Genomic DNA, 21,603 nt, shown 5'->3' with positions numbered 1-21,603 from the left:
TATTTCTTATAACTTTCCCTTAATTGAAGCCATCAGACCATAAAAATACGCCAAGTTTACTCGCACCTTTTCATATTCACCTGAAAGAGAAAGCTTGTCAATATCGACTTTTCTTGATGGCAAATCAAACATATATGAACCAGTGTTAAAGCTCATCATAAGCCCTTTTTCATCCACATAAAGACACAATTCAGTTCTTCTATACCAAGCGTTTAAAATCTCTATGATATTTGGATCTAGAATGCGTTTGGCTAAAAGTTCATCAGTAGCAAAAACAGCATAAGAATCGTTAAATTCGATTGATTCTGTTAAAATTTCTCTTTCACCTTCTTGGATTTTCCCATAGTATGCTTCTATGTGAGGCCCATACTCATTCCTATATTTTAGGGGCACTATCCTAACATGGCCTTCACCTTTTGTATCGAAATTTTCTAGTAAAACTTGGCCTAAAAAACCAATACTATCTACAAGATTACCCTTGCTATTCCTATACTTATAAAAGGCCTTTAAATTATAAAGTTGGGTCTTATAAGGATCAGCAAAACTAATATGGCAAGTTGATTCATACCTATGTGAATCTATAAAAATTTTATCAAAATCACTTTCTTCTAAGCCATCACTATAATCTACCTTGCTCCCTGGGAAGATTTCATCTACAATCGGATTCACAAAACCTTCTACATAGTCATCACTAATATCGTTATCAACCTTATTGTCTGACTTAAAAAATTTTAAATACAAAACAAAGCATATGATAAAAAGAGAATAGTAACGTGTATGCATTAGCAAAATCCCAATAACTAGAGCGATTAAAAAACTAAAATCAAATACTTGTGTTTTCTTGCCCTTCATTTTTGTTTTTATAGCTAAAAGCTTTTCCTTGAATTCTGGAGAATTTTCTTTTTCTTCGATCCTTTTTATAGTATCAGGATCTGTGAATTTATTCATATAATATTCGTTCACTATCTCACCCCTCTTTAATAATATACTTCCACTTTTTTATCTAGTCTCAAAAATTATATAATATTTTTCATATTAGTTTATGTTTAATTTGAAATATTTACCTAACTTATTTTTAGCTAGGCCCGGATGCAAATATTTTCTTTATTATTTATTAGTTGTATATTAATAATAGAATATAAAAAAGAGAGGTAGTTATGAAATTTATTTCATGGAATATAGATTCACTAAATGCAGCCCTAACAAGTGATTCTGCTAGGGCGATTATGAGTCGTTTAGTCTTAGATACAGTAGTAAAGGAAAATGCTGATGTAATTGCCATCCAAGAAACCAAACTCCCTTACACCGGTCTTAGCAAAAAACATATTGGAAAACTTAGCGAATATTTCCCCGACTATGACTATGTTTATAGGTCAAGCGAAGATCCTGCAAGAAAATCCTATGCTGGAACCATGACACTTTATAAGAAGGGCCTAAAGGTTGAACCAACCTACCCACAAATAGGAGCTCCTTGCACCATGGACTATGAGGGCAGGATTATAACTTTAGAATTTGATAATTTTTACTTTACTCACGTCTACACACCAAATGCAGGAAATGGCCTAACAAGGCTCGCTGACAGGCAGGTGTGGGATAAACTCTATGCAGATTATCTAAAAAGTTTGGACCAAAATAAACCAGTAATCGCTTGTGGCGACTATAATGTAGCCCACACAGAAATCGACCTTGCCCATCCTGAAAATAACCATGAATCTCCAGGTTTTACAGATGAAGAAAGGGAAGGCTTTACAAACCTTTTGGCAAAAGGATTTACAGACTCCTTTAGGCATATCCACGGCGATGTAGAAGGAAAATATACTTGGTGGGCCCAAAGGGTAAAGACAAGCAAAATCAACAACTCCGGCTGGAGGATTGACTATTTCCTTGTATCTGACAGAATAAAAAATCTAATCACAAATTCAGACATGATTGACTCTGGCGAAAGACAAGACCACACACCAATTGTTTTGGAAATTAATATATAAGAAAAAACCTTGAAGAATCCATTTTAAAATGGTCTTCAAGGTCTATTTTTATTTTCAATTTGCTATTTATTTTTATTTTTAAATTGATTTTATACTCTTAGTTTTTTATCATTCATGTAAACTTCATCGATTATGGCAGAACCTAGGCAGACTTCGCCATCATAGAATACCGCCGCCTGGCCTGGGGTAACGGCCTTAGTGTCATCATAAGTGACTTCAACCTTGCCATCTCCTAGGACTTTTACATGGGCTTTTATATCTGCTTGCCTATACCTAAACTTAGCTGTGCAGGCAAATTCCTTTGGACATTCCTTATCAGAAATTGTGGAAAATTCTGAGGCGTATAGCTTATTTGAAAATAAAAGTGGGTTATTTTTGCCTTGGCAAACTAGAAGTTCATTTTTCTCTAAATCTTTGCCATAAACAAACCAAGCTTCGCCCTCGCCACCAATTCCTAAACCACGTCTTTGGCCTATTGTGTGGTACATCAATCCGTCATGTTTGCCCATGATATGGCCTTCAATATCGACAATATTTCCCGGTTGGGCTGGCAAATAATGAGATAAAAATTCGTTAAAATCTCTTTCGCCAATAAAGCAAATACCTGTTGAATCCTTCTTATTAGCAGTTGCAAGTCCAGCTTTTTTGGCGATTTCCCTCACTTCTGATTTTTGCAAATCTCCTACCGGAAATAAAACATCTTTAATTTGTTCTTGGGATAGTTGGCTAAGAAAATAAGTCTGGTCTTTGTTAGAATCAAGACCTCTTAACATCTTTGTTTCCCCATCTTTTCTATCAACTCTAGCATAGTGGCCAGTTGCAAGATAGTCTGCCCCAAGATTTTTGGCAAAGTCCAAAAAGGCCTTAAATTTTATTTCCTTATTGCACATGATGTCAGGGTTTGGAGTCCTTCCTTTCTTGTATTCATCAAGAAAGTAGGAAAAAACCCTGTCGTAGTATTCTTTTTCAAAATTTATAGAATAGTAAGGAATCCCGATTTGATTGCAAACAGCAACTGCATCTTCGAAGTCTTCTTCAGCAGTACAAAATCCGTTTTCGTCTGTATCATCCCAGTTTTTCATGAAAATCCCTGTCACATCGTAACCTTCTTCCTTTAGAAGAAGGGCCGCAACAGAAGAATCCACCCCACCGGAAATGCCTACTATTACCTTTATATCTTTTTTATCTGTCATCTCAATTCTCCTAAAACTTCAATAAGCCTATCTACATCTGCTCTAGCATTTTCAAAACCCAGACTTATTCTTAGTGAATGACTGGCCCTGTCTGGTCCGTAAATTCTTTCAACAACCTTTGAAGGAATCACAGCCCCAGCCCTGCAAGCAGATCCTGCAGAAACGCTTATGCCATGCATATCAAGGTAGGTTAACAAAAAGTCTGATTTATAATCTTTAACATAAATATTTACAATATGGTCGACAGTATTTCCTGGATTTCCATTTATTTCGTAATTTATCTTTGATTTTCCAAGACTTTCTAGTAAATATCCCTTCAAATCCTTAATCTTTTCCCTTTCCTCAATCATATAAGGAAAAGATTTGGCCATGGAATAGGCTCCCATAACAAAAGATGTACCTGCCCTGCGGTATTTTTCCTGCTCGCCGCCTTTTATAAAGGAAGGGATGTTTTCCCTAGCGTAAAGAATGCCAAAACCATTTATGCCACCAATTTTATGGCCTGAAAGGGATAGGAAATCAATATTCATCTCATCAACATCTATATCCAAATGACCGTAGGCTTGGACACAGTCGACGTGGAAATAAATGTCCTTATCCTTTAAAAATCCACCAATTTCCTTAATCGGCATGACAAGGCCAATTTCATTATTAACCATCATTACCGAAACAAGTTTAACCTCATCTGTGATTTTTTCCTTTATTTGATCAAGGCTTATGCCTTCTTGGCTCGCTTCAATTAGGATTGTATTTTCTGGATTATAGGTGTTTTCAATCGAGTCGTGCTCTATATTTGTTGTAATTATTTTTTCATTTTTGAAGGCAGAAAGGACTGTATTGTTTGATTCACTAGCGCCAGATGTGAAAATTATCTGACTTGGCTTTGCCCCGATGGATTTCGCAATAGCCTTTCTAGATTCTTCCAAAATCTTTTTGGCATCTCTTCCAAAAGAATGGCTAGAATCGGGATTGCCATCAAACAAGTCGGCCTTTTCGAATATATCTTCTAAAATTTTCTTTCTTTTTATGCTTGTTGCCGCATAGTCAAAATAAATCTTCTTCATTCTTCCAATATACTTGTATATGCCTTGAAATCAAGGTTTTTAGCCAAAGTAAAACCAGCATTAAGCTGGTTAATTTTACTTATTTATCATTTTGTAAATAAAAATTATCGGTCCAAATACATAAGAAACTAAATGTACGGTTTTGTAAGTTAGAATAATATTATTCCCAATTTTCTCATTAACTATATCATATACAAAAACCATGGTAAAAACCGAAATACCAAAATATATGGTTGGTATGATGGCTAATCCTTTGAAGGGAGCAATTTTAAAAAATTGAGTCATTACTAAATAATATGCACCAAAACCAACAAGGCCAAAAATAAAGACTAAAAAGTCATAAAAATCAAATTTCTTTTTCATAAAGTTCTTCCTTTCTCATGTTCTTTGTGAAAATAGTTCCTAAAAATATAAAATAAACAAGGACTATTACATAAAGCCTTTGATCTATACCATCAAGGATAAATTTGTAGCTAATAGCAAGGCTTAGAGGTCTAAAAAAGCTATAAAAGCCCAGGTCTTTTTTTATCAATTTATAAAAATCAAAACTGGCAAAGATTATTAGGGTTATTAAAAATAATTTATTTTCCATGCTTATCCTCCCCAATGTCTAGACAAATTTTGGCTCGTCCCCCATTTTCATTTGCTAAAACAAGGGCGCCTCCCATGGCAGAAATATATGAATTAGCTATAAAGAGTCCCATGCCAGTCCCCTTACCGGATGTCCTGCCATAATTGTCCGTATAGAAAAGTTTTTTCCCATCTCTGAGGCTCTTTTCATCAAAACCTGCCCCGTCATCGGCAACTGTGATTATGATTTTTTCATTTTTTGCCATGACCTCTAGCCAAACAGACCTCTTTTTGTGTTCAAAAGCGTTGGTTAAAAGTTGGTTAAGAGCCTTGTCAAACCTATTTTTATCAATATTTATATAAAAATCATCTTTAGAATTTATTTTATTTAAAATATTGATTTTTTCTTCCTTCATGTCTTCAAAAAGGGATAAATGCGCCTTAAGATTTTCCATAAATACCGAAAAAGAAATTTTTTCTAACTGAATTTCATCGATAAAGCCCCCAGCCACTTCCATCAAGTCATCTATATAGGATGAAATTTTTTCACTCTCGCCTTTGATTTTAGATATTCTCTCTTGGTTTTTGGGCTCAGTCACTTTTATCAAGGAAAGATTAGTATTTATCACAGTTAGGGGAGTTTTCATATCGTGGGAAATTGCTGCTAGACTTGTTTTGATGAAAGAATCTTTCTCTCTTAATTTTTGGTTTTTATCTTTAAGAGTCTTTGCAATTAGGTCAAATTCTGCTAATTCCAAGTCCTTGTCATAGTTATCTTTTCTGATATAATCTTCTAGATTTCTTAAATCTCTTAAGATATTCCTATCAATTCCGATGTAAGATTTTCTAAGAAAATAAAGGGTATAAATCATAAAAATGCCCATGGCAAAATCTCTTTTTAGCCTCAGTGGATATAGGTATGCTTGACCTTATTTGAGGGGCAAAATTGTTAAAATGCCATAAATTAGGACTCTTAAAAAATTATCCAATAGAAGTCCAAAAACTAAATTTTTCACTCGTTTTTCCACTTATAACCCTCTTTTCTATGGGGTCGGCTGCTCCTATTTCTAGGATTTTCTTCCTGATATTATAAATATGGGTCACAATTGTCTTTTCAGATATAGAATCAAAATTTTCAGAAACCATAGAAAGCAGACTATCCTTGGAGAGAACCATCCCCTTATTTATATAAAGGATATTTAAAATTTTTTTCTCCTGGTTTGTAAAATAAGCCTTATTTTCTTTTTTCTTTACAAATCCCGTTTCAAAATCAAAGGTCGTATCTTTGTATGAAATTTCTACATTTTCATTAAGCCTCAATTTGCTTTTTATCCTGGCTAGCAAAATATCTGGATCGAAAGGCTTTTTAATATAATCATCTGCACCAAGCCTGAGACCTCTTAGCTCATCTTCCTTGCCATTCTTGGCAGTAAGGATAACAATCGGTCTTTTTATTTCATTTCTGATTGTCTTAAGAAAATCGAGCCCATCAAAATCTCCCAACATCAAATCCAATATTATGAGGTCGTATTTATTTAAAGTTAAATAATCATCAATTTCCCTAAGGTCCAAAAAATAATCAACCTCATAGCCTTCACTCTCCAAAAGATCCTTGAGAGATTCGACCAAGGTTAGGTTATCTTCAATTATGCATATGTTCATCTTCTCACCTCCCTAATATTCTACATAATTTTTATCAAGAATTGATAAAGACCAACAAAAAACCAGACCCTAAAGTCTGGTAAAAATCTAAGCCTCTATTTTTATTTTCATCTTTGCAAGGAAAGTCTCACCCACCTTTAGGATGTAAGGTTTGCCATCTTTCACAAAAGACTTGCCATTATAGCAAGGCTCTACACACCTATAATCGTCTAGAAAATCTGTCCATATAGCAAATTTGTGGAAGTTCTCATTTTTGATTTCTATATTGAAATTTCCTGCCTTGAAAGAAACTTCACTGGCATCTAGAAAATAAGTATCTTCGAGTTTGAAACTACCAAAGTCAACACCATCAACCTTAAAACTTTGACCAGCTCTGAAATATGGGTGGAAACCAGGTGCAATCGGTAGGTCTTTGTTAGCATTATTTATCATTTTTATTTCTGCTAGCAACCATTCATCCCCTAGTTCATAGGTAATAAAAGAATCCATTCCTTCATACCCACAAAGACCTTCAAGTTTTAAAACAACCTTGTTAGCACTTTTCTCTACTACTTCCCAGTCACAATCTCTACCATAGCCATGATCTTTTAGGTCATTAATCTCGCTTGGGCCAAAAGATGGAAGACAAGGGTGGCTACCACCTCTAATTTTCTTTTTGCCGGCAATTTCGGTTTCAAATTTAGGAAAAATTATATCCTTACCATCGTAAGTATATTCCTCTATATAAGCTCCATTTGTATTTGCTATTAATTTAGCCTTATTTTTTGAAAGTTCTATTTTCATTTTAACTCCTTTATTATTACTATTAATTATTTACCCTATTTTTAGAAAATAATCTACTTAGATAACCATAATAAGGGTACCAAGTCCAATTAAAATTGTACCTAAGATAGCTTTTTTACTTGCGGCTTCTCCTAAGATTAGAAAAGCAAATATTATTGTAAATACAACGCTTAACTTATCAATCGCCACTATTTTTGATGCGTCTGTCATCTGTAAAGCCTTATAAAAAGCAAGCCAAGATATACCAGTAGATAGACCTGACAGGATGATAAAAACTAGAGATTTTTTGCTAATTGCTCCTAGATCGTGTTGACCTCCTACCACAAAGACCATCAGCCAGGAAAATACCAAAACAACTGTCGTTCTAATAGCAGTTGCCAAGTTTGAGTTAATATCACTTATACCAATTTTAGCTAAAATCGATGTTAGCGCAGCAAATATTGCCGAAATAAGGGCGTAAATATATGCCATATAACCTCCATAAAAAACTCCCCCAAAAAGGGAGAGTCTAATTACTTATCGAATTCATCTGCTAGAATATTTTTTAAGACTTCTGCCTCTTCTGTTGTTAGAGTGATACCCTTGCTCATCCTAGTGTGATCTTCATTCCAATCTCTGATATCATATTTTGCTTCTCTATCATTCCAGCTAACAAGGTTTAGTTCCTTAGTCCAACCCTTAGCATTGGTAGAAAGAATTCCTAAATTTTCTACTATATCATATTTAATTGCCATAATTCACTCTCCCTTTCTATTTTTTCAAATTCATGCGTCTGGTAACATCTTTTTGAATTTTATTATAATCATAGCCAGCATATTTGAGACGTTTCTCTCTTTCCTTGCCTGTTGACCAGTGACCATCTATTATTTCTTGGATTAACTTGTTATAATCCTTCCTGCTCTTGCCTTTAATAATCAAAGGATAATCTTTATAAAGAGCATTTTTATCAATATTTCCTGCATAACCATTAACCCTACCCTTGTGGGCGTATTGCCAAATATCAAAGTCTGTATCTGTGTAGCCAGTAAAGCCTATGCCAGCATAATCAGCAATCCAGAAATTACCCCTATTTCTGATTTCTTTTGTAAGGTGCTTCTTGGCAAAGTAAGGATATGAATATACTCCTGATACATAACCATTTCTTTCCATAATATTTATGAAAGTCTCAGCAGCCTTGGATAGGCTTTCCCTGCTAACTTTTGACTGCCTTAAATTATCTTCAATGTCTATATATATCGGAAGTGAAACATTTTTACCCCTTATATAATCAAGGACAAAATTAGCTTCCTTCGTAGCTTCTTCTTCATTTGTAGCTCTTGAATAGTGATAAAAACCTATAGGCACATTTCGGTTATTTAGATTATTATAATGAGTATCTACTGTAAAGTCGCGTCTTAAATAATAGGACTTTTCTTTAGTTTCCTCATCTTCCTTAAAAGTTGTTATAGATGACCTTAGGATAGCGCCGTCTATATCTGCTGCAAACTTATCGTAGTTTATAGAAGATGGTTTTTGGTGCTCGCTTATATCAACCACGTTTGAATATACTGCTGTTTTCGGATAAACAACAGGCTTATTTTCCTTAACTTCTTCTACGACCTTTAGATCTGGCTTAAGATCAGGATTTTTCTTTACCAATTCATCACGTCTTGCCTTAACCTTTGATTCATCAACCTTAATTCCATTTTTCACTAAGATTTGATCAAGGTTTGTAGGGTCATATTTTACAATTTCATCTGCATGAGCTAGACATGGCGTACCAATCATTAGTGCCACACCTAGGACAATTATTTTACTTATTTTTTTCATTTTATCTCCAATACATCTGTTAGGTCTATGTGGCAATAGCCAGCTGGGTTTTTCTTTAAATAATCCTGGTGGTAGGCTTCGGCTACAACGTAGGATTTTAACTGCTCTACTTCTACTAGGATTTTTCTATCAGAAGCTTCTTGCTTTTTTCTTAGGAAATTTTTCGCAACTTCTAAATCATTTTCATTTTCAGAATAAATCCCAGTCCTATATTGACGTCCCATATCATTTCCCTGCCTATTTAAAGAAAAAGGATTAATTATATAATAAAAATGTTCTAAGATTTCTCTTAAAGCTATAACTTTTTCGTTGAAAGTAACTTTTACAGTTTCTGCAAAGTCAGTTTTATACAATTCCTCATAGCTAGTTGTCTCTGTTTTTCCGTTAGCATAACCTACCTCGGTAGCAACAACCCCATCAAGATTTGAAAAATAGGCATCTACTCCCCAGAAACATCCGCCTGCTAAATATATATCCTTCATTTATTTCTCCCAAATTTTGTAAAATCAGTCCTTCTATGGTTTCTTTCCTTAAAGGTCTTTAGCGAAGAAGAAAATGATGATGCAAGTAATACTCCAAAGGCTATGGCTGCTGCAATCCCAAGCGCCTTGTATAAATAACCTATGGCAATATAGGTATTATTGGCAATAAAATTTGTCATTGACTTATAAATCGCTTCACCCGGGCAAAGATTTATGATGCCCGGAAGGATAAAAACACTGGCTGGATGGTGGTAGATTCTCGCTAAAATTTCTGCAGTTGCTGTCATAACTAAGGCAGAAATCAAAGAGCCCAAGTAAACTGAATTAGTATGGGCAAATACAACCTTGTAAATTACCCAACCAAAACCAGCAGCAAGACTTGAGATATATAAAGCTTTTTTTGGCAAATCAAATATCAAACCAAAACCAACTGCTGCAATGGTTGATATAATAAATTCCTTAATATAAAACATCCTACCCCCAAATTTTCATAATTGTAATAGGCGTACCAACTCCCATAGCGAGGGCTGTGGAAATTAAAATACCAATAACAGCTCCAGTTAAGCCTGATGTAGCATCTCCACTCATTAAATCCCTCATGGCATTTGTTATAGTAATACCCGGCAAAAGTGCCATCATAGATGAAACAATGATAACACCTGACTTAATATCTGGATAAAAACGGGCAAAAATCATTGTGAGGATAGAAACTATTACCCCATAAAGATAATTTACCACAAAATATCCCAAGCCATTTTGCTCCATAACATATGAAGCATAGTAGGAAAGCATACCAACAATTATGGAAATTGCCATCTCATTCTGGCCCCCACTTAAAAGAAGGGAAAAGGCTCCAGCCGCGATTGCTCCACCAAAAAATCTTTCAAAAAGTGGCCTGCCCTTACTTTGCTTGATTTCTTCAAGCTCGATTAAGGCCTCTTCAAGACTGAGCTTGCCTGCACAAAAATCTCTCGAAAACTGGTTAACCTTATCAACATAAAAAAGTTTATTAGACCTGCTTTTTACCCTCCTAACATTTGAATGAACCTCATTTTCATAAGTAAAAGAGAGGATAATCACATTAAAGGTAGAATAAACATCGACATCCTTAGCGTTTGTTTTACTCCTAATAATTCTTTCTATTGTATCTTCAACCCTATATATCTCTGCCCCATTCTCAAGCATGAGTGCACCTGCATTTGAGGCGACTTCCGATAATAAAACGGCTGATTTTTCATCTAAAATTACATCATGCATGGTCTATCCTATAAATAAGTATTTTTGTATTTTTTAATATTTTCTTCAGACAAAAACTCATAGGCATCGTTGATTTCTTGGAATTTTTCCTTGGCACCAGGCTCTTTATTCAAGTCTGGGTGATATTTTTTCGCAAGCTTCCTATAGGCAAGCTTAACCTCATAAATATCTGTATTTACTGGCACTCCGAGCTTGCCTGTAGCTCTTTCATACCTTTCCTTAAAACCAAGATCATTTACACCAGAAAAGCCCCCAAAATTTCCGTTGTTATAAGTGCCATCAAATCCACCGAAATTGCCCTGGTTAAAATCCCTTGCATCATAATAAGTGAAATTGCCAAAAAGGTCTTCAAAGTAATTATACATCTGCTCTTGGCGAGCTCTGGACTCTTCTTCTGCCTGTCTTTGCCTTTCTCTTTCTTGATCAACCTTGTATTTTTCAGAATAATCTGAAATATTTTCAAAACCAACCCTCTGGCCTGTAATCAAATAATTTGCCCTATCATACATCCATTCTGTAAGGACGTAGTTTCCATACCTTAAGATAGAAATAAACTTAGGCCCAAGAACTGGAATAACAAGGATAATAAAAATCGCATACCAGACCTTGCTAGGTAAAAACAATAAAAGAGTTGGAAGGAAAATAAAAGTCGAACATCCAACCATGAAAACAAGTGCCAAAAGACTTCTAATCCCTTCAAAGGTCATTACTAATATATTCATAAAATTAATTAGAACTGTAAAAATAGTTCCTATTAAGCTTGCAAGTCCGTGCAAGGCCTTGCCAAGTAGTTTTTTCATAAGCTATCCTTTCTGTCCTCATATATTATACATCTTTAACCTATTTTACCAACAAAAAACAGACCCCGGGGTCTGTTCTTTTTAGCCGAATAGGTCTGTGTTATTTGAATTGTATAGGTTATAGTAGACGCCTTTTTTGGCTAGGAGGTCCTTATGATTACCTCTTTCTACTATGCCATCGTAGGTTAGGACTATGATTTCATCGGCGTTTATGATGGTTGATAGCCTGTGGGCGATTGTTAGGGTGGTCCTGCCTATGGATAGTTTTTCTAAGGAAGCTTGGACTATGGCTTCGCTCTTGTTGTCTAGGGCGCTGGTTGCCTCGTCTAAAATCAGGATTGGTGGGTTTTTGAGGAAGACTCTGGCAATTGAGATTCTTTGCTTTTGTCCTCCTGATAATTTCACTCCTCGCTCTCCAATGTAGGTGTCAAGCCCATCTGGCAGGTCTTTTATAAATTCATCTGCCCCTGCAAGTCTAGCTGCTTCTTTGATTTCTTCTTCTGTCGCATCTTCCTTGCCGTAGGCTATATTTGCCCTTACTGTGCCTGAAAATAGATAAACATCTTGCTGGACAATCCCAATATTATTTCTTAAAGATTCAATGGATAGGTCCTTGATATTGGTATTGTCTATCCTGATTTCACCTTCATTTACATCGTAAAATCTTGGGATTAGTTTAGAAATAGTGGTCTTGCCGGCTCCTGATGGGCCAACAAGGGCTATGTTTTCGCCAACATTTATCTTAAATGACATATCTTTTAGGACGTAGGCTTCGCCGACTGGTGTATTTGGATATTTGAATGAAACCTTGTCAAATTCTATCTTGCCTTTCACATTGGTAAGAGTTTCAGGGTTTTCCTTATCAAATATATCCCTATCAAGACTCATAATTTCAATAAATCTCTCGATGCCTGTGGTGCCTCTTTCGTAAGTGTCGGTGAAGTTTATCAACCTTTCAATAGTTGCAACTAACATATTTAGGTACATGGTAAAGGCGATTAAATCACCCGGTGTGATTTCTTTTTGGATTACCAAAAATCCACCAATTACGATCAAAGCCAAGTACATTATGCCAGAAAATGTGTCTTTAACCATGAAGTATTTTGCCATGTTGTAGTATTGGTCTGCCTTGATGTCGGCGAACTTGTCATTTTCCTTGGCAAATTTTGATTTTTCTATTGCCTCGTTCGCAAAGGATTTGACAACGCTGATGCCAAGTAGGGTGTCTTCCACGCCTGCATTAATTTCTCCAATTTGCTTCTTAGAATTTTTGGTCGCCCTCCTAAATTTCGCCCTAGACTGTCTAGATACTACATACATAAGTGGGATTAGGATATAGATAACTAGGGATAATTTCCAGTTGATTGTCAAAAGTACCACGAAAGATACAAATAGTTTGATAGCTCCAACTAAAAATTCTTCTGGAACATGGTGAGCAAATTCTGTAATTTCAAATAGGTCCGATGTAAGCCTAGTCATAAGTTGGCCGACTTTAGATTCATTAAAAAATTCTGTATCCATCTCCATGAGGTGGTTAAATACGTCCTTTCTCATGTCTCTTTCGATCATGGCTCCCATGATATGGCCCATAGACTGCATGAAATATCTGGCAACAACTGATACTGCCTTTGTTATAACATAAATTACAGCAACTTTCAATATCCTAGGAGCATCTAAGATTCCAATTTGAGCCCAATCTGTCAAGTAGGATAACAAAAGTGGCAAGATTAATTCAGAAATTGTTGTAAAGGCTGCTGCCAATAAATCTATGGTCAAAACCTTCTTGTAAGGTCCATAATAAGGTAAGAACCTTCTAAATAGGTAATTGTTTGTATATTTTCTCTTATTTTTTTCCATAAGTCTCCCTTCTATAAATCTCTTAGTATGTCTATAATACTATTTATAATTAATATTTCACCTAGGGCTTAGTTCTAATTTTTATTTGTACCTATCTGAAGTATATTATAAGTATAGATAACTTTGTCAAAAGGAGGACTTATGGCAAGAATAATAGAAAAAACAAACTTAAATGATAGTACAATTAAGTTTGTTGTAGAAGCCAAGGATATTGCAAAAAAAGCTCTTCCTGGCCAATTTATTATCCTAAGGCTTGATGAAAAGGGCGAAAGAGTGCCTTTCACCATTTCAGGGACCGACGGAGAAAATGTAACAATTATCGTCCAAATAGTGGGTGGTACAACTATGAGAATGAACGGCCTTAAGGCTGGAGATGGTTTTTTAGATTTTGTTGGCCCTCTTGGAAAGCCTACCGAATTAGATGATTTAAAAGGCAAAAATGTATGTGTAATCGGTGGTGGACTTGGAACTGCCATTGCCTACCCACAGGCCAAATACCTTCACCAAATAGGAGCCAACGTCGATGTCATCATGGGTTTTAAAAATAAAGACATAATTATTCTAGAAGATGAGCTTAAAGCTTGTTCAGATAACTTATACATAACAACCGATGACGAATCCTATGGTAGGCAGGGGTTTGTAACCCAAGTATTAGAAGACCTAATAAATGAAGGAAAATCTTACGACCACGTTCTTACAATTGGCCCTGCCATTATGATGAAAAATGTAGTTAACATTACCAAACCAAAAAACATTCCAACAACAGTTTCTATGAATTCAATTATGGTTGATGGCACAGGTATGTGTGGATGTTGCAGGCTTACAGTTGGTGGCGAGATGAAATTTGCCTGTGTTGATGGCCCAGATTTCGACGGATTTTTAATCGACTTTGATGAAGCCATGAATAGGTCGAGAAACTACGCTACAGAAGAAAGAGAACACATTTGTAACCTAACTGGGGAGGTAAGAAATGGCAAAATTTAATATGAGTCAAGAAAAAGTTAAGATGCCTGAACAAGACCCTAAGGTAAGAAATAAAAATTTCGAGGAAGTTGCGACAGGCTACACCCTAGAGATGGCTATGGAAGAAGCTAAAAGATGCGTCCATTGCAAGAACCAACCTTGCGTTTCTGGTTGTCCTGTTTCTGTTAAAATCCCTGAATTTATCCAATTTATTGTGGACGGCGACCTTGATGCTGCCTACGAAAAAATTGCTGAAACCAACAACCTTCCAGCCATTTGTGGCAGGGTTTGTCCGCAAGAAAACCAATGCGAGGGCGTTTGTACAAGAGGAAGAAAAGGCGAACCTGTTGGTATAGGCAGGCTTGAAAGATTTGTAGCAGACTATCATAACAACAAAAAATACAAAAAGCCAGTCGAAGTTTATGCCAATAGAGAAAAGGTAGCTGTTGTTGGAGCTGGACCATCAGGCCTAACTTGTGCAGCAGATTTAGCAAAACTTGGCTATAAGGTAACACTTTTTGATGCCTTTCACACTGCAGGTGGGGTTTTGATATATGGAATTCCTGAATTTAGACTTCCAAAAAAACTTGTAAATACAGAACTTAAAAACGTAATCGGCCTTGGAGTCAAACTTAAAACCAACACCATAGTTGGCAGGACTCTTTCTATAGAAGATCTTTATGATCAAGGCTATGAGGCAATTTACATCGCATCTGGTGCTGGCCTTCCAAAATTTTTGGGCATTGCTGGTGAAAACCTAAACGGAGTTTATTCTGCCAATGAGTTTTTAACAAGGATGAACCTAATGAAAGCCTACAAGTTTCCTGAATATGACACACCAGTCCACGTTGGCAAAAAAGTCTGCGTAGTTGGGGGTGGAAATGTGGCCATGGATGCAGCAAGATCTGCTAAAAGACTTGGCGCAGATGTGACCGTTGTTTATCGTAGAAGTTTTGAAGAAATGCCTGCAAGGGCAGAAGAAAGCCACCACGCCATAGAAGAAGGCGTTAATTTTATGAACCTTCACAACCCAGTGGAAATTATCGGCGAAAATGGTTGGGTTAAGGCTGTGAAGGTTGAAAAAATGGAACTTGGTGAACCAGACGCCTCAGGTAGAAGACGTCCTGTTGCTACTGGCACATACGAAGAAGTCGAGTTTGATTCTGTTATAGTTTCAATCGGCCAATCACCAAACCCACTTATCAAGCACACCAACCCAGATATAAAAACCGAATCTTGGGGTGGAATTATAATAGATGATACAACCATGACTAGCAAGGACGGAGTTTTTGCAGGAGGTGATGCTGTAAGTGGCGCTGCCACAGTAATCCTCGCCATGGGAGCCGGCAAAAAAGCCGCAGCCAACATTGATAAATATATAAGAAATAAAAACGATAAGTAAAATAGTTGCCAAGATTTTGAACTGACTTAAGACTTAAACTCTGATTTATCTTAAGGAAGCAGTTCATTTTCCTGGCACTTTTGCTTTAATAGAAGTTTTTTGGGTATAAGTTATAAAAATAAGGGAGGAATATATGAAAATTGGAATCTTAGTAGGATCTCTTAGGAAAAATTCATGGAACAAAAAATTAGCAAAGGAAGTAGCTTCTCTAATTAAGGAAGAAACTTATTTTATAGACCTTGCTGATATGCCTTTTTATAACCAAGACCTAGACCTTGGGGAAGTTCACCCAGCCTACACCAGACTCAGAGAAGATGTCAAGGCTTGTGACGCTTTTATTTTTGTAACACCAGAATATAACAGGTCCCTTGCCCCAGTCCTTAAAAATGCCATAGATATTGCCTCTAGAGGCCCTGAAGGCAATCTTTGGAAAGGAAAGCCTGCAGCAGTTTTTAGCTCAACTATTGGCACTATGGGTGGTGTTTCATCAAACCTCGCCCTAAAACAATCCTTCGCCTGTGTTGGACTCATAGCCATGGCCCAGCCAGAAGTTTACCTATCCAAAATTAACGAGCTAATGGATAAGGAGGGTAAATTAATCCCTGCTACAAGAGACTTTGTCCAAACTGCCTGTGACAGCTTTGTGGACTTTGCAGGAAAAATTATAGTCTAAATACAAACAGAGACTAAGAAAAATCTTAGTCTCTATTTTAATCTTCACTTATAAGTCTTAAATTTATATTTTGCAAACCGCATCCATGGCAAGTTCTAATGCGTAGGCAAAAGTGTCTCTGGCCCAGTTTCTTTGATCATAATTTTCTATATCAGCTAAAGTATCCGCTGTAAATAAAATTTCACCCCAAATAACTTTTCTCATCTCCGCCACAGCTGCCAGGGCAGAACATTCCATTTCAACCACAGAACACCCTTCTTCCACCCTATATTTTACCAAATCCTTAGTTTCCCTATAAAATCCATCTGTAGTCCAGGTCATAACTTCCCTATATTTGAGTCTTCTTTCTTTAAATAAATCTTCTATTGCAGATATAGCTATCGGATTTATTCCTATATACCTGGAAGGTTTTACATAATGAAAGCTTGTCCCTTCCTGTCTTACGGCTCTTGTTGGGAGAAGGAAAGTTGACTCTGGCATATCTATCAAGCACCCACATGTACCAGTGGAAATTATTTCCCTTACCCCATAACCAATAAGCCAATCCATTAACTGGGCAGCAGGTGCTGAGCCTACCGGAGCTTGGACAAGACAAATTTCCTGACCCCTATGCTTTGTGAGGTAAACTGGGTAGGTCTTTGTTGCAGATTCAAATTCCGCGATTTTTTTAGCCTTGTTTTCCCTTGCATACTGGTCAATATGGTCTTCCAAAAATCCAAAAACACATTTTTTAGGTAATTTTATATCTAGCCATTCATGGGTTGGCATTATTACCGATTCATACGAATCATCAAATTCTAATATTGCAAGATCGTTTTTGTGGATCATTAACGATTTTCCCCTATCTTTTAAAATTAAAAAAATTATTGCAAAAGCACCCGGGCTGGGGTGCTTTTAAGTCAAAAATTTATTTTGCTGTTGGTACGATTTTATCTTTTCCACCCATATACATTTGTAGTGGTGCTGGGATTTTTACACTGCCGTCAGCTTGAAGTAGGTTTTCAAGGAAGGCTATTAGCATTCTTGGTGGAGCTACTACAGTGTTATTTAAGGTATGGGCAAAGTAGTTTCCATCTTCTCCTCTAAGTCTGATTCCAAGTCTTCTTGCTTGGGCATCGCCAAGGTTTGAACAAGATCCAACTTCGAAATATTTTTCTTGACGTGGGCTCCATGCCTCTACGTCACAAGATTTCACCTTAAGGTCTGCTAAGTCTCCTGAACAACATTCTAGGGTTCTTACTGGGATTTCAAGACTTCTAAAGAATTCTACAGTATTTTGCCATAGTTCGTTGTATAATTTTTTGCTATCTTCTGGTTTACAAATAATTACCATTTCTTGTTTTTCGAATTGGTGGATACGGTAAACTCCACGTTCCTCAATGCCATGAGCCCCAACTTCTTTTCTAAAACATGGAGAATATGATGTCATCTTAAGCGGCATTTTTTCTTCTTCGTTGATGGTGTTGATAAATTTACCAATCATAGAATGTTCAGAAGTACCGATTAGGTAGAGGTCTTCGCCCTCGATTTTATACATCATATCTTGCATTTCAGCAAAAGACATAACACCTGTTACTACTTCGGACCTAATCATAAATGGTGGAACAAAATATGTGTAACCCCTATCAATCATAAAGTCTCTCGCGTAGGAAAGAATAGCTGAGTGAAGTCTTGCTATGTCACCCTTTAGGTAATAGAATCCTGCACCTGAAGTATTTCTTGATGAATCAAGGTCGATTCCATCAAAGCTTTCCATGATGTCAATATGGTAAGGAACTTCAAAGTCTGGTACTACTGGTTCACCAAATCTTTCGATTTCTACATTTTCTGTATCATCCTTACCTAAAGGAACTGTTTCATCTATGATTTGTGGGATAACTTGCATTCTTTTCTTAACTTCTTCGTTAAGTCTAGCAGTTTCTTCTTCGATGTGGACTAATTCGTCATTAATTTCTACTACATGGGCCTTAACCTTTTCAGCTTCTTCTTTTTTTCCTTGACCCATAAGAGCACCGATTTCTTTAGATGTCTTGTTTCTTTCACTTCTTAGTCTATCGCCTTCAGTCTTGTAACTGCGAAGTTTTTCATCAAGTTCTAGGACTTCATCAACTAAAATTAATTTTTCATCTTGAAATTTTTTCTTAATATTTTCCTTAACAAAATCTGGATTTTCTCTTAATAATTTAATATCAATCATGTCTTCTCCTTAAAAATATGCATAAAAAAAACCCTCCCCAATTGGGACGAAGGTCTCGTGGTGCCACCCAAATTATACAAGCTTAGCTTGCCTTAATTTCTTATTTGCTCAAAGACGGATTCACTGGCTCCAACAGAGAATTTCCACCAACCATTCCCTCTCTAGGTGTCTTTAACAGCTACTACTTCTTGTCATCGCAATATTTCATTTCTTATAATATACAACATATCGCAAAAAATGCAAATTTCTTTAGTTGCATTTGATAATCTTTATCCTAATTTAACACTGTGAACATTTTTATTTCATAATCTTTGGATAAAATAATTTTAAATCAGCTCTAGTAGAGTATAATGATTTTGTTATGGAGAGAAATGTGAAAAAATTAACTAAAAGAAAAGTGAGTTTCCGCTACTTAAATATCCTAAGAGGTCTTTGTCTCTTAGCAGTTTCAACCTACCACCTTTTTGGTCACGCCCTGCCAGGTGGATTTTTAGCTGTAATTGGATTTTTAGTAATGTCTGGCTTCCTGATGGAAAAAGCAAATTTCAACAGGGACCTAACCCCTATAGATATATTTGAAAGTCTTAAGAGAAAGGTAAAAAAAATCCTTCCTCCGATTGTCTTTATTATGTTTGTAAGTCTTGTGATTGCCCTGATTTTTGCAAGGGAAATCTTTGATGACTCTGCCAAATCAAGTTTGGCTGTAGTTTTTGGTTTTGAAAATATAAGACAAATCATTGCTGGGGCTTCATATTTTGATAGGAATGGTAATTTTAATATTTTTGTCCACCTCTGGTACATAGCTCTCTACCTTCAATTTATAGGAATTTTTTATATAGTTAAGTACTTGGGTGGAATGGTTAAATCTATCTCCTTAAAGATTTGGATGATTTTCATCTTGGCTATCGCTAGTGTAGCTATTTCTTTTTACCTTGCCCTTACTGATAGTCCAATCATCCGCATTTATTACGGAACAGATACAAGAATATATGCCTTTTTCTTTGGAATGGCATTCTACCTCTTGTATTTAAAATACAGGGATAGGTTAGAATTAAACCAAAACCACCTAAGGATTGCTATAGGCATCTTGGGCTTATGTATTTTCTTGCCAATGTTTTTTATAAACGGCGAAAATATTTGGATTTATAGATCCTTCTTCCTTGTCTACACCCTTAGCTTTGCCTTGTTGGTTGCAGTCCTTTATAAGTATGAAATTGAATATGGGGCAGGATTTTCTCGCACTATATTGGGTGGGATATTAGAATACTTAGGCAGGAGGAGCTTCTACCTATACATCCTCCAATATGTAGTCCAAGTATTCTTTGCATATTTCTTGATCAACCTCTTAGAAAATAAATTCTTATTCTATGGATTACAAGTAATATGGATAATATTTATGGGTGAAGTATGCCACATACTTTTTGACAGAAAGAGAATTAATAAATACTTAATTATAGTTCCACTTGTTGGTCTTGCTATCTTAAATGCTATTTCCCTTGCCATCGGCAACCAGAAAGAAAAAGATATGGCTGAGCTTAAGGCTAGGTTTGCACAGAGCGAAGAAGAAATCAAGAAAAATAACGAGTCTTTCAAAACTCATAATAAAGATGAAGAAGAAAAAGAAAAGCTAGATAAGGATAAAAAAGATTCTCCTAGCGATGACGACGAAGAAAAAGATAAAGAAGAAAAAGACAAAGATGAAGATAAAAAAGATGAGGTGAAAAAATCATCAAAGAACTTTAAGGAAAAAGCCTATGATGATTTTGATTTCACAGAAAATGAACTTTTCTATGTCAGAGACCTCCACATCACTGCTGTAGGCGATTCAGTCCTTATAAACATTGATAAGTACCTAAGAGCCTACGTACCAAACCTCTACCTTGACGGCAAGGTAGGCAGGGATATGCCAGCAGGGCCAGAAATTTTGCAAAATATTAAAAATAATGTTGGTCTCGGCGATATAATCCTTATATCACTTGGATCAAATGGATCTGCCAACCACAAAGACATGCAGGCTATAATGGATATTGCTGATGGAAGAGATGTATATTTTGTAAACACCTCCCACCTCCAATCCTACATGGACAAGGTTAATAAGGATATGAAAGACTTTGTCGATGATAATCCTAAAGCCCACCTAATTAACTGGCGTGAATATGTTAAGGATAGACCAGAGCTCTTAGCTGTTGACAGGACCCACCCAAATGTGGAAGGTAGTCAAGCTTACGCTGACTTGGTTATAAGAAAGATTTTGAATGTAAATAAAGTTGGAGAATAGAAAACCCCCTTGGACTTTGAAAGTAATAGCATTTTTACTTTTGCTAGGTCCGGGGGTTTTATTTTTAAAAATTTTTCCATGTAAAGATTTAAGGCAAATAAAAAAAGCAGGTTTATTCCTGCAAGTGGTGGGAAGTACTGGACTTGAACCAGCGACCTCCACGATGTCAACGTGATGCTCTTCCAGCTGAGCTAACTCCCCATTTGTTTAATCATATCAAGAAAATTATGACTTGTCAAATGAAAGAAAGTTAGAATAAAGGACTCCCACCTCGAGGAACGCAGCGACAAGAGGTCTCTATAGTTCTTTATGAATTTGGTTTGCACCTGCATCGGTATTTTTTGTTAATTATAAAGGCTTAAGATAATAACGATGCACATACGGAACCTTTGATATCCTGAATGATGGAGGTCTCTCACTGCGTTCGAGATGGGTGTGTGGGTTTGAGTCAATTTCGACGAATTTGCCTTTTTTATGTAATAATATTATTAAGCTTTGAAAGAAAGTAAGAATAACAACTCCCACCTCGAGGAGCACAGAGACGAGAAGTCTCTATAGTTCTTTATGAATTGGTTTCGCACCTGCATCGGGTTTTTTTTATTAATTATATGGGATTTAAATAATAAGG

General features: G+C 36.1%; 23 protein-coding genes and 1 tRNA gene. 5 read left to right on the top strand and 19 right to left on the bottom strand.

Annotated features, from left to right (window positions below):
• Window positions 1-6: 6 nt before the first annotated feature.
• Window positions 7-963 (bottom strand): DUF3137 domain-containing protein, encoded by a 957-nt coding sequence (locus HMPREF1630_RS02285; RefSeq protein WP_156095800.1) that lies wholly within the window; start codon window positions 961-963, stop codon window positions 7-9.
• A gap of 194 nt (window positions 964-1,157) precedes the next feature.
• On the opposite strand from HMPREF1630_RS02285, the gene HMPREF1630_RS02280 reads away from it, so the two are divergent.
• Window positions 1,158-1,985 carry an exodeoxyribonuclease III gene (locus tag HMPREF1630_RS02280; RefSeq protein WP_037326680.1) on the top strand — a complete coding sequence of 276 codons (828 nt, stop codon included), beginning with the start codon at window positions 1,158-1,160 and terminating at the stop codon, window positions 1,983-1,985.
• Window positions 1,986-2,074: 89 nt separating this feature from the next.
• Here HMPREF1630_RS02280 and mnmA read toward each other — a convergent pair whose 3' ends face one another.
• From mnmA to HMPREF1630_RS02205, 15 genes are all read right to left on the bottom strand, one after another.
• Entirely contained in the window at window positions 2,075-3,178 is a 1,104-nt protein-coding gene (mnmA, locus tag HMPREF1630_RS02275; protein ID WP_197049846.1) for a tRNA 2-thiouridine(34) synthase MnmA, read from the bottom strand.
• Window positions 3,175-4,242: a cysteine desulfurase family protein gene (locus HMPREF1630_RS02270; protein WP_037326676.1), complete on the bottom strand. Its 1,068-nt coding sequence runs from the start codon at window positions 4,240-4,242 to the stop codon at window positions 3,175-3,177. Before HMPREF1630_RS02270 ends, mnmA begins: the two co-directional genes overlap by 4 nt.
• Window positions 4,243-4,317: 75 nt before the next feature.
• The gene (locus HMPREF1630_RS02265; RefSeq protein ID WP_037326674.1) at window positions 4,318-4,605 is read right to left on the bottom strand and encodes a hypothetical protein; all 288 of its coding nucleotides are present in this window, start codon (window positions 4,603-4,605) and stop codon (window positions 4,318-4,320) included.
• Complete coding sequence (locus tag HMPREF1630_RS02260; protein ID WP_004828682.1) at window positions 4,589-4,834, bottom strand: hypothetical protein; 246 nt, start codon at window positions 4,832-4,834, stop codon at window positions 4,589-4,591. The genes HMPREF1630_RS02265 and HMPREF1630_RS02260 overlap by 17 nt, the downstream gene beginning before the upstream one ends.
• The gene (locus HMPREF1630_RS02255; RefSeq protein WP_197049845.1) at window positions 4,824-5,684 is read right to left on the bottom strand and encodes a sensor histidine kinase; all 861 of its coding nucleotides are present in this window, start codon (window positions 5,682-5,684) and stop codon (window positions 4,824-4,826) included. The genes HMPREF1630_RS02260 and HMPREF1630_RS02255 overlap by 11 nt, the downstream gene beginning before the upstream one ends.
• Window positions 5,685-5,793: 109 nt before the next feature.
• Window positions 5,794-6,474, bottom strand: coding sequence for a response regulator transcription factor (locus tag HMPREF1630_RS02250; protein WP_037326670.1), 681 nt, complete (start codon window positions 6,472-6,474; stop codon window positions 5,794-5,796).
• An 87-nt stretch (window positions 6,475-6,561) separates the two neighbouring features.
• Complete coding sequence (locus tag HMPREF1630_RS02245; RefSeq protein WP_037326668.1) at window positions 6,562-7,257, bottom strand: aldose epimerase family protein; 696 nt, start codon at window positions 7,255-7,257, stop codon at window positions 6,562-6,564.
• A 57-nt stretch (window positions 7,258-7,314) separates the two neighbouring features.
• On the bottom strand, window positions 7,315-7,728 hold the full coding sequence (locus tag HMPREF1630_RS02240) for an EamA family transporter (protein WP_004828673.1): 414 nt from the start codon (window positions 7,726-7,728) through the stop codon (window positions 7,315-7,317).
• Between the two features lie 41 nt (window positions 7,729-7,769).
• Window positions 7,770-7,991, bottom strand: a complete 222-nt coding sequence (locus tag HMPREF1630_RS02235; protein ID WP_004828672.1) for a YdbC family protein — start codon at window positions 7,989-7,991, stop codon at window positions 7,770-7,772.
• Window positions 7,992-8,007: 16 nt separating this feature from the next.
• A complete protein-coding gene (locus HMPREF1630_RS02230) occupies window positions 8,008-9,066 on the bottom strand; it encodes a GH25 family lysozyme (protein WP_004828671.1) in 1,059 nt (352 codons plus the stop codon).
• Window positions 9,063-9,548: a peptide-methionine (S)-S-oxide reductase MsrA gene (gene msrA, locus HMPREF1630_RS02225; protein ID WP_037326665.1), complete on the bottom strand. Its 486-nt coding sequence runs from the start codon at window positions 9,546-9,548 to the stop codon at window positions 9,063-9,065. The genes HMPREF1630_RS02230 and msrA overlap by 4 nt, the downstream gene beginning before the upstream one ends.
• Window positions 9,545-10,021 carry a threonine/serine exporter family protein gene (locus tag HMPREF1630_RS02220; protein WP_037326662.1) on the bottom strand — a complete coding sequence of 159 codons (477 nt, stop codon included), beginning with the start codon at window positions 10,019-10,021 and terminating at the stop codon, window positions 9,545-9,547. Before HMPREF1630_RS02220 ends, msrA begins: the two co-directional genes overlap by 4 nt.
• A 1-nt stretch (window position 10,022) precedes the next feature.
• Window positions 10,023-10,805, bottom strand: coding sequence for a threonine/serine exporter family protein (locus tag HMPREF1630_RS02215; protein WP_004828667.1), 783 nt, complete (start codon window positions 10,803-10,805; stop codon window positions 10,023-10,025).
• Window positions 10,806-10,813: 8 nt separating this feature from the next.
• The gene (locus HMPREF1630_RS02210) at window positions 10,814-11,605 is read right to left on the bottom strand and encodes a DnaJ domain-containing protein (RefSeq protein WP_037326659.1); all 792 of its coding nucleotides are present in this window, start codon (window positions 11,603-11,605) and stop codon (window positions 10,814-10,816) included.
• Window positions 11,606-11,686: 81 nt separating this feature from the next.
• Window positions 11,687-13,462: an ABC transporter ATP-binding protein gene (locus tag HMPREF1630_RS02205; RefSeq protein WP_037326657.1), complete on the bottom strand. Its 1,776-nt coding sequence runs from the start codon at window positions 13,460-13,462 to the stop codon at window positions 11,687-11,689.
• A 141-nt stretch (window positions 13,463-13,603) separates the two neighbouring features.
• Between HMPREF1630_RS02205 and HMPREF1630_RS02200 the strand changes: the two genes are divergently transcribed.
• The 3 genes from HMPREF1630_RS02200 to HMPREF1630_RS02190 all read left to right on the top strand — a co-directional run bounded on the left by HMPREF1630_RS02200 (window position 13,604) and on the right by HMPREF1630_RS02190 (window position 16,500).
• Complete coding sequence (locus HMPREF1630_RS02200; RefSeq protein ID WP_037326654.1) at window positions 13,604-14,446, top strand: sulfide/dihydroorotate dehydrogenase-like FAD/NAD-binding protein; 843 nt, start codon at window positions 13,604-13,606, stop codon at window positions 14,444-14,446.
• On the top strand, window positions 14,433-15,827 hold the full coding sequence (gene gltA / locus HMPREF1630_RS02195) for an NADPH-dependent glutamate synthase (RefSeq protein WP_037326651.1): 1,395 nt from the start codon (window positions 14,433-14,435) through the stop codon (window positions 15,825-15,827). The genes HMPREF1630_RS02200 and gltA overlap by 14 nt, the downstream gene beginning before the upstream one ends.
• A 133-nt stretch (window positions 15,828-15,960) precedes the next feature.
• On the top strand, window positions 15,961-16,500 hold the full coding sequence (locus HMPREF1630_RS02190; protein WP_037326648.1) for an NADPH-dependent FMN reductase: 540 nt from the start codon (window positions 15,961-15,963) through the stop codon (window positions 16,498-16,500).
• Window positions 16,501-16,563: 63 nt separating this feature from the next.
• Here the strand turns inward: HMPREF1630_RS02190 and HMPREF1630_RS02185 are convergent, their stop codons facing one another.
• Together HMPREF1630_RS02185 and serS are read right to left on the bottom strand one after the other, a co-directional pair.
• Window positions 16,564-17,328 carry a nucleoside phosphorylase gene (locus HMPREF1630_RS02185; protein ID WP_004828656.1) on the bottom strand — a complete coding sequence of 255 codons (765 nt, stop codon included), beginning with the start codon at window positions 17,326-17,328 and terminating at the stop codon, window positions 16,564-16,566.
• Window positions 17,329-17,407: 79 nt separating this feature from the next.
• Window positions 17,408-18,697, bottom strand: a complete 1,290-nt coding sequence (gene serS / locus HMPREF1630_RS02180) for a serine--tRNA ligase (protein ID WP_037326645.1) — start codon at window positions 18,695-18,697, stop codon at window positions 17,408-17,410.
• A gap of 373 nt (window positions 18,698-19,070) precedes the next feature.
• Between serS and HMPREF1630_RS02175 the strand changes: the two genes are divergently transcribed.
• Window positions 19,071-20,975, top strand: coding sequence for an acyltransferase family protein (locus tag HMPREF1630_RS02175; protein ID WP_231549501.1), 1,905 nt, complete (start codon window positions 19,071-19,073; stop codon window positions 20,973-20,975).
• Window positions 20,976-21,100: 125 nt separating this feature from the next.
• On the opposite strand, the gene HMPREF1630_RS02170 is transcribed toward HMPREF1630_RS02175, so the two are convergent.
• Window positions 21,101-21,176: transfer RNA gene (locus HMPREF1630_RS02170), tRNA-Val, on the bottom strand.
• Window positions 21,177-21,603: the final 427 nt, after the last annotated feature.

Origin of the sequence: Anaerococcus lactolyticus S7-1-13 (assembly GCF_000758765.1) — a bacterium.
GTDB lineage: Bacteria > Bacillota > Clostridia > Tissierellales > Peptoniphilaceae > Anaerococcus > Anaerococcus lactolyticus.
The sequence above is the reverse complement of the archived record's forward strand: the minus strand, read 5'-3'. Positions and strand labels throughout refer to the sequence as shown.

What these genes read in the sequence shown, in the direction of transcription:
- HMPREF1630_RS02280 (WP_037326680.1), top strand. Translation starts at nt 1,158, where the DNA reads ATGAAATTTATTTCATGGAATATAGATTCACTAAATGCAGCCCTAACA.
- mnmA (WP_197049846.1), bottom strand. Translation starts at nt 3,178, where the DNA reads ATGACAGATAAAAAAGATATAAAGGTAATAGTAGGCATTTCCGGTGGG.
- HMPREF1630_RS02270 (WP_037326676.1), bottom strand. Translation starts at nt 4,242, where the DNA reads ATGAAGAAGATTTATTTTGACTATGCGGCAACAAGCATAAAAAGAAAG.
- HMPREF1630_RS02265 (WP_037326674.1), bottom strand. Translation starts at nt 4,605, where the DNA reads ATGAAAAAGAAATTTGATTTTTATGACTTTTTAGTCTTTATTTTTGGC.
- HMPREF1630_RS02260 (WP_004828682.1), bottom strand. Translation starts at nt 4,834, where the DNA reads ATGGAAAATAAATTATTTTTAATAACCCTAATAATCTTTGCCAGTTTT.
- HMPREF1630_RS02255 (WP_197049845.1), bottom strand. Translation starts at nt 5,684, where the DNA reads ATGATTTATACCCTTTATTTTCTTAGAAAATCTTACATCGGAATTGAT.
- HMPREF1630_RS02250 (WP_037326670.1), bottom strand. Translation starts at nt 6,474, where the DNA reads ATGAACATATGCATAATTGAAGATAACCTAACCTTGGTCGAATCTCTC.
- HMPREF1630_RS02245 (WP_037326668.1), bottom strand. Translation starts at nt 7,257, where the DNA reads ATGAAAATAGAACTTTCAAAAAATAAGGCTAAATTAATAGCAAATACA.
- HMPREF1630_RS02240 (WP_004828673.1), bottom strand. Translation starts at nt 7,728, where the DNA reads ATGGCATATATTTACGCCCTTATTTCGGCAATATTTGCTGCGCTAACA.
- HMPREF1630_RS02235 (WP_004828672.1), bottom strand. Translation starts at nt 7,991, where the DNA reads ATGGCAATTAAATATGATATAGTAGAAAATTTAGGAATTCTTTCTACC.
- HMPREF1630_RS02230 (WP_004828671.1), bottom strand. Translation starts at nt 9,066, where the DNA reads ATGAAAAAAATAAGTAAAATAATTGTCCTAGGTGTGGCACTAATGATT.
- msrA (WP_037326665.1), bottom strand. Translation starts at nt 9,548, where the DNA reads ATGAAGGATATATATTTAGCAGGCGGATGTTTCTGGGGAGTAGATGCC.
- HMPREF1630_RS02220 (WP_037326662.1), bottom strand. Translation starts at nt 10,021, where the DNA reads ATGTTTTATATTAAGGAATTTATTATATCAACCATTGCAGCAGTTGGT.
- HMPREF1630_RS02215 (WP_004828667.1), bottom strand. Translation starts at nt 10,805, where the DNA reads ATGCATGATGTAATTTTAGATGAAAAATCAGCCGTTTTATTATCGGAA.
- HMPREF1630_RS02210 (WP_037326659.1), bottom strand. Translation starts at nt 11,605, where the DNA reads ATGAAAAAACTACTTGGCAAGGCCTTGCACGGACTTGCAAGCTTAATA.
- HMPREF1630_RS02205 (WP_037326657.1), bottom strand. Translation starts at nt 13,462, where the DNA reads ATGGAAAAAAATAAGAGAAAATATACAAACAATTACCTATTTAGAAGG.
- HMPREF1630_RS02200 (WP_037326654.1), top strand. Translation starts at nt 13,604, where the DNA reads ATGGCAAGAATAATAGAAAAAACAAACTTAAATGATAGTACAATTAAG.
- gltA (WP_037326651.1), top strand. Translation starts at nt 14,433, where the DNA reads ATGGCAAAATTTAATATGAGTCAAGAAAAAGTTAAGATGCCTGAACAA.
- HMPREF1630_RS02190 (WP_037326648.1), top strand. Translation starts at nt 15,961, where the DNA reads ATGAAAATTGGAATCTTAGTAGGATCTCTTAGGAAAAATTCATGGAAC.
- HMPREF1630_RS02185 (WP_004828656.1), bottom strand. Translation starts at nt 17,328, where the DNA reads ATGATCCACAAAAACGATCTTGCAATATTAGAATTTGATGATTCGTAT.
- serS (WP_037326645.1), bottom strand. Translation starts at nt 18,697, where the DNA reads ATGATTGATATTAAATTATTAAGAGAAAATCCAGATTTTGTTAAGGAA.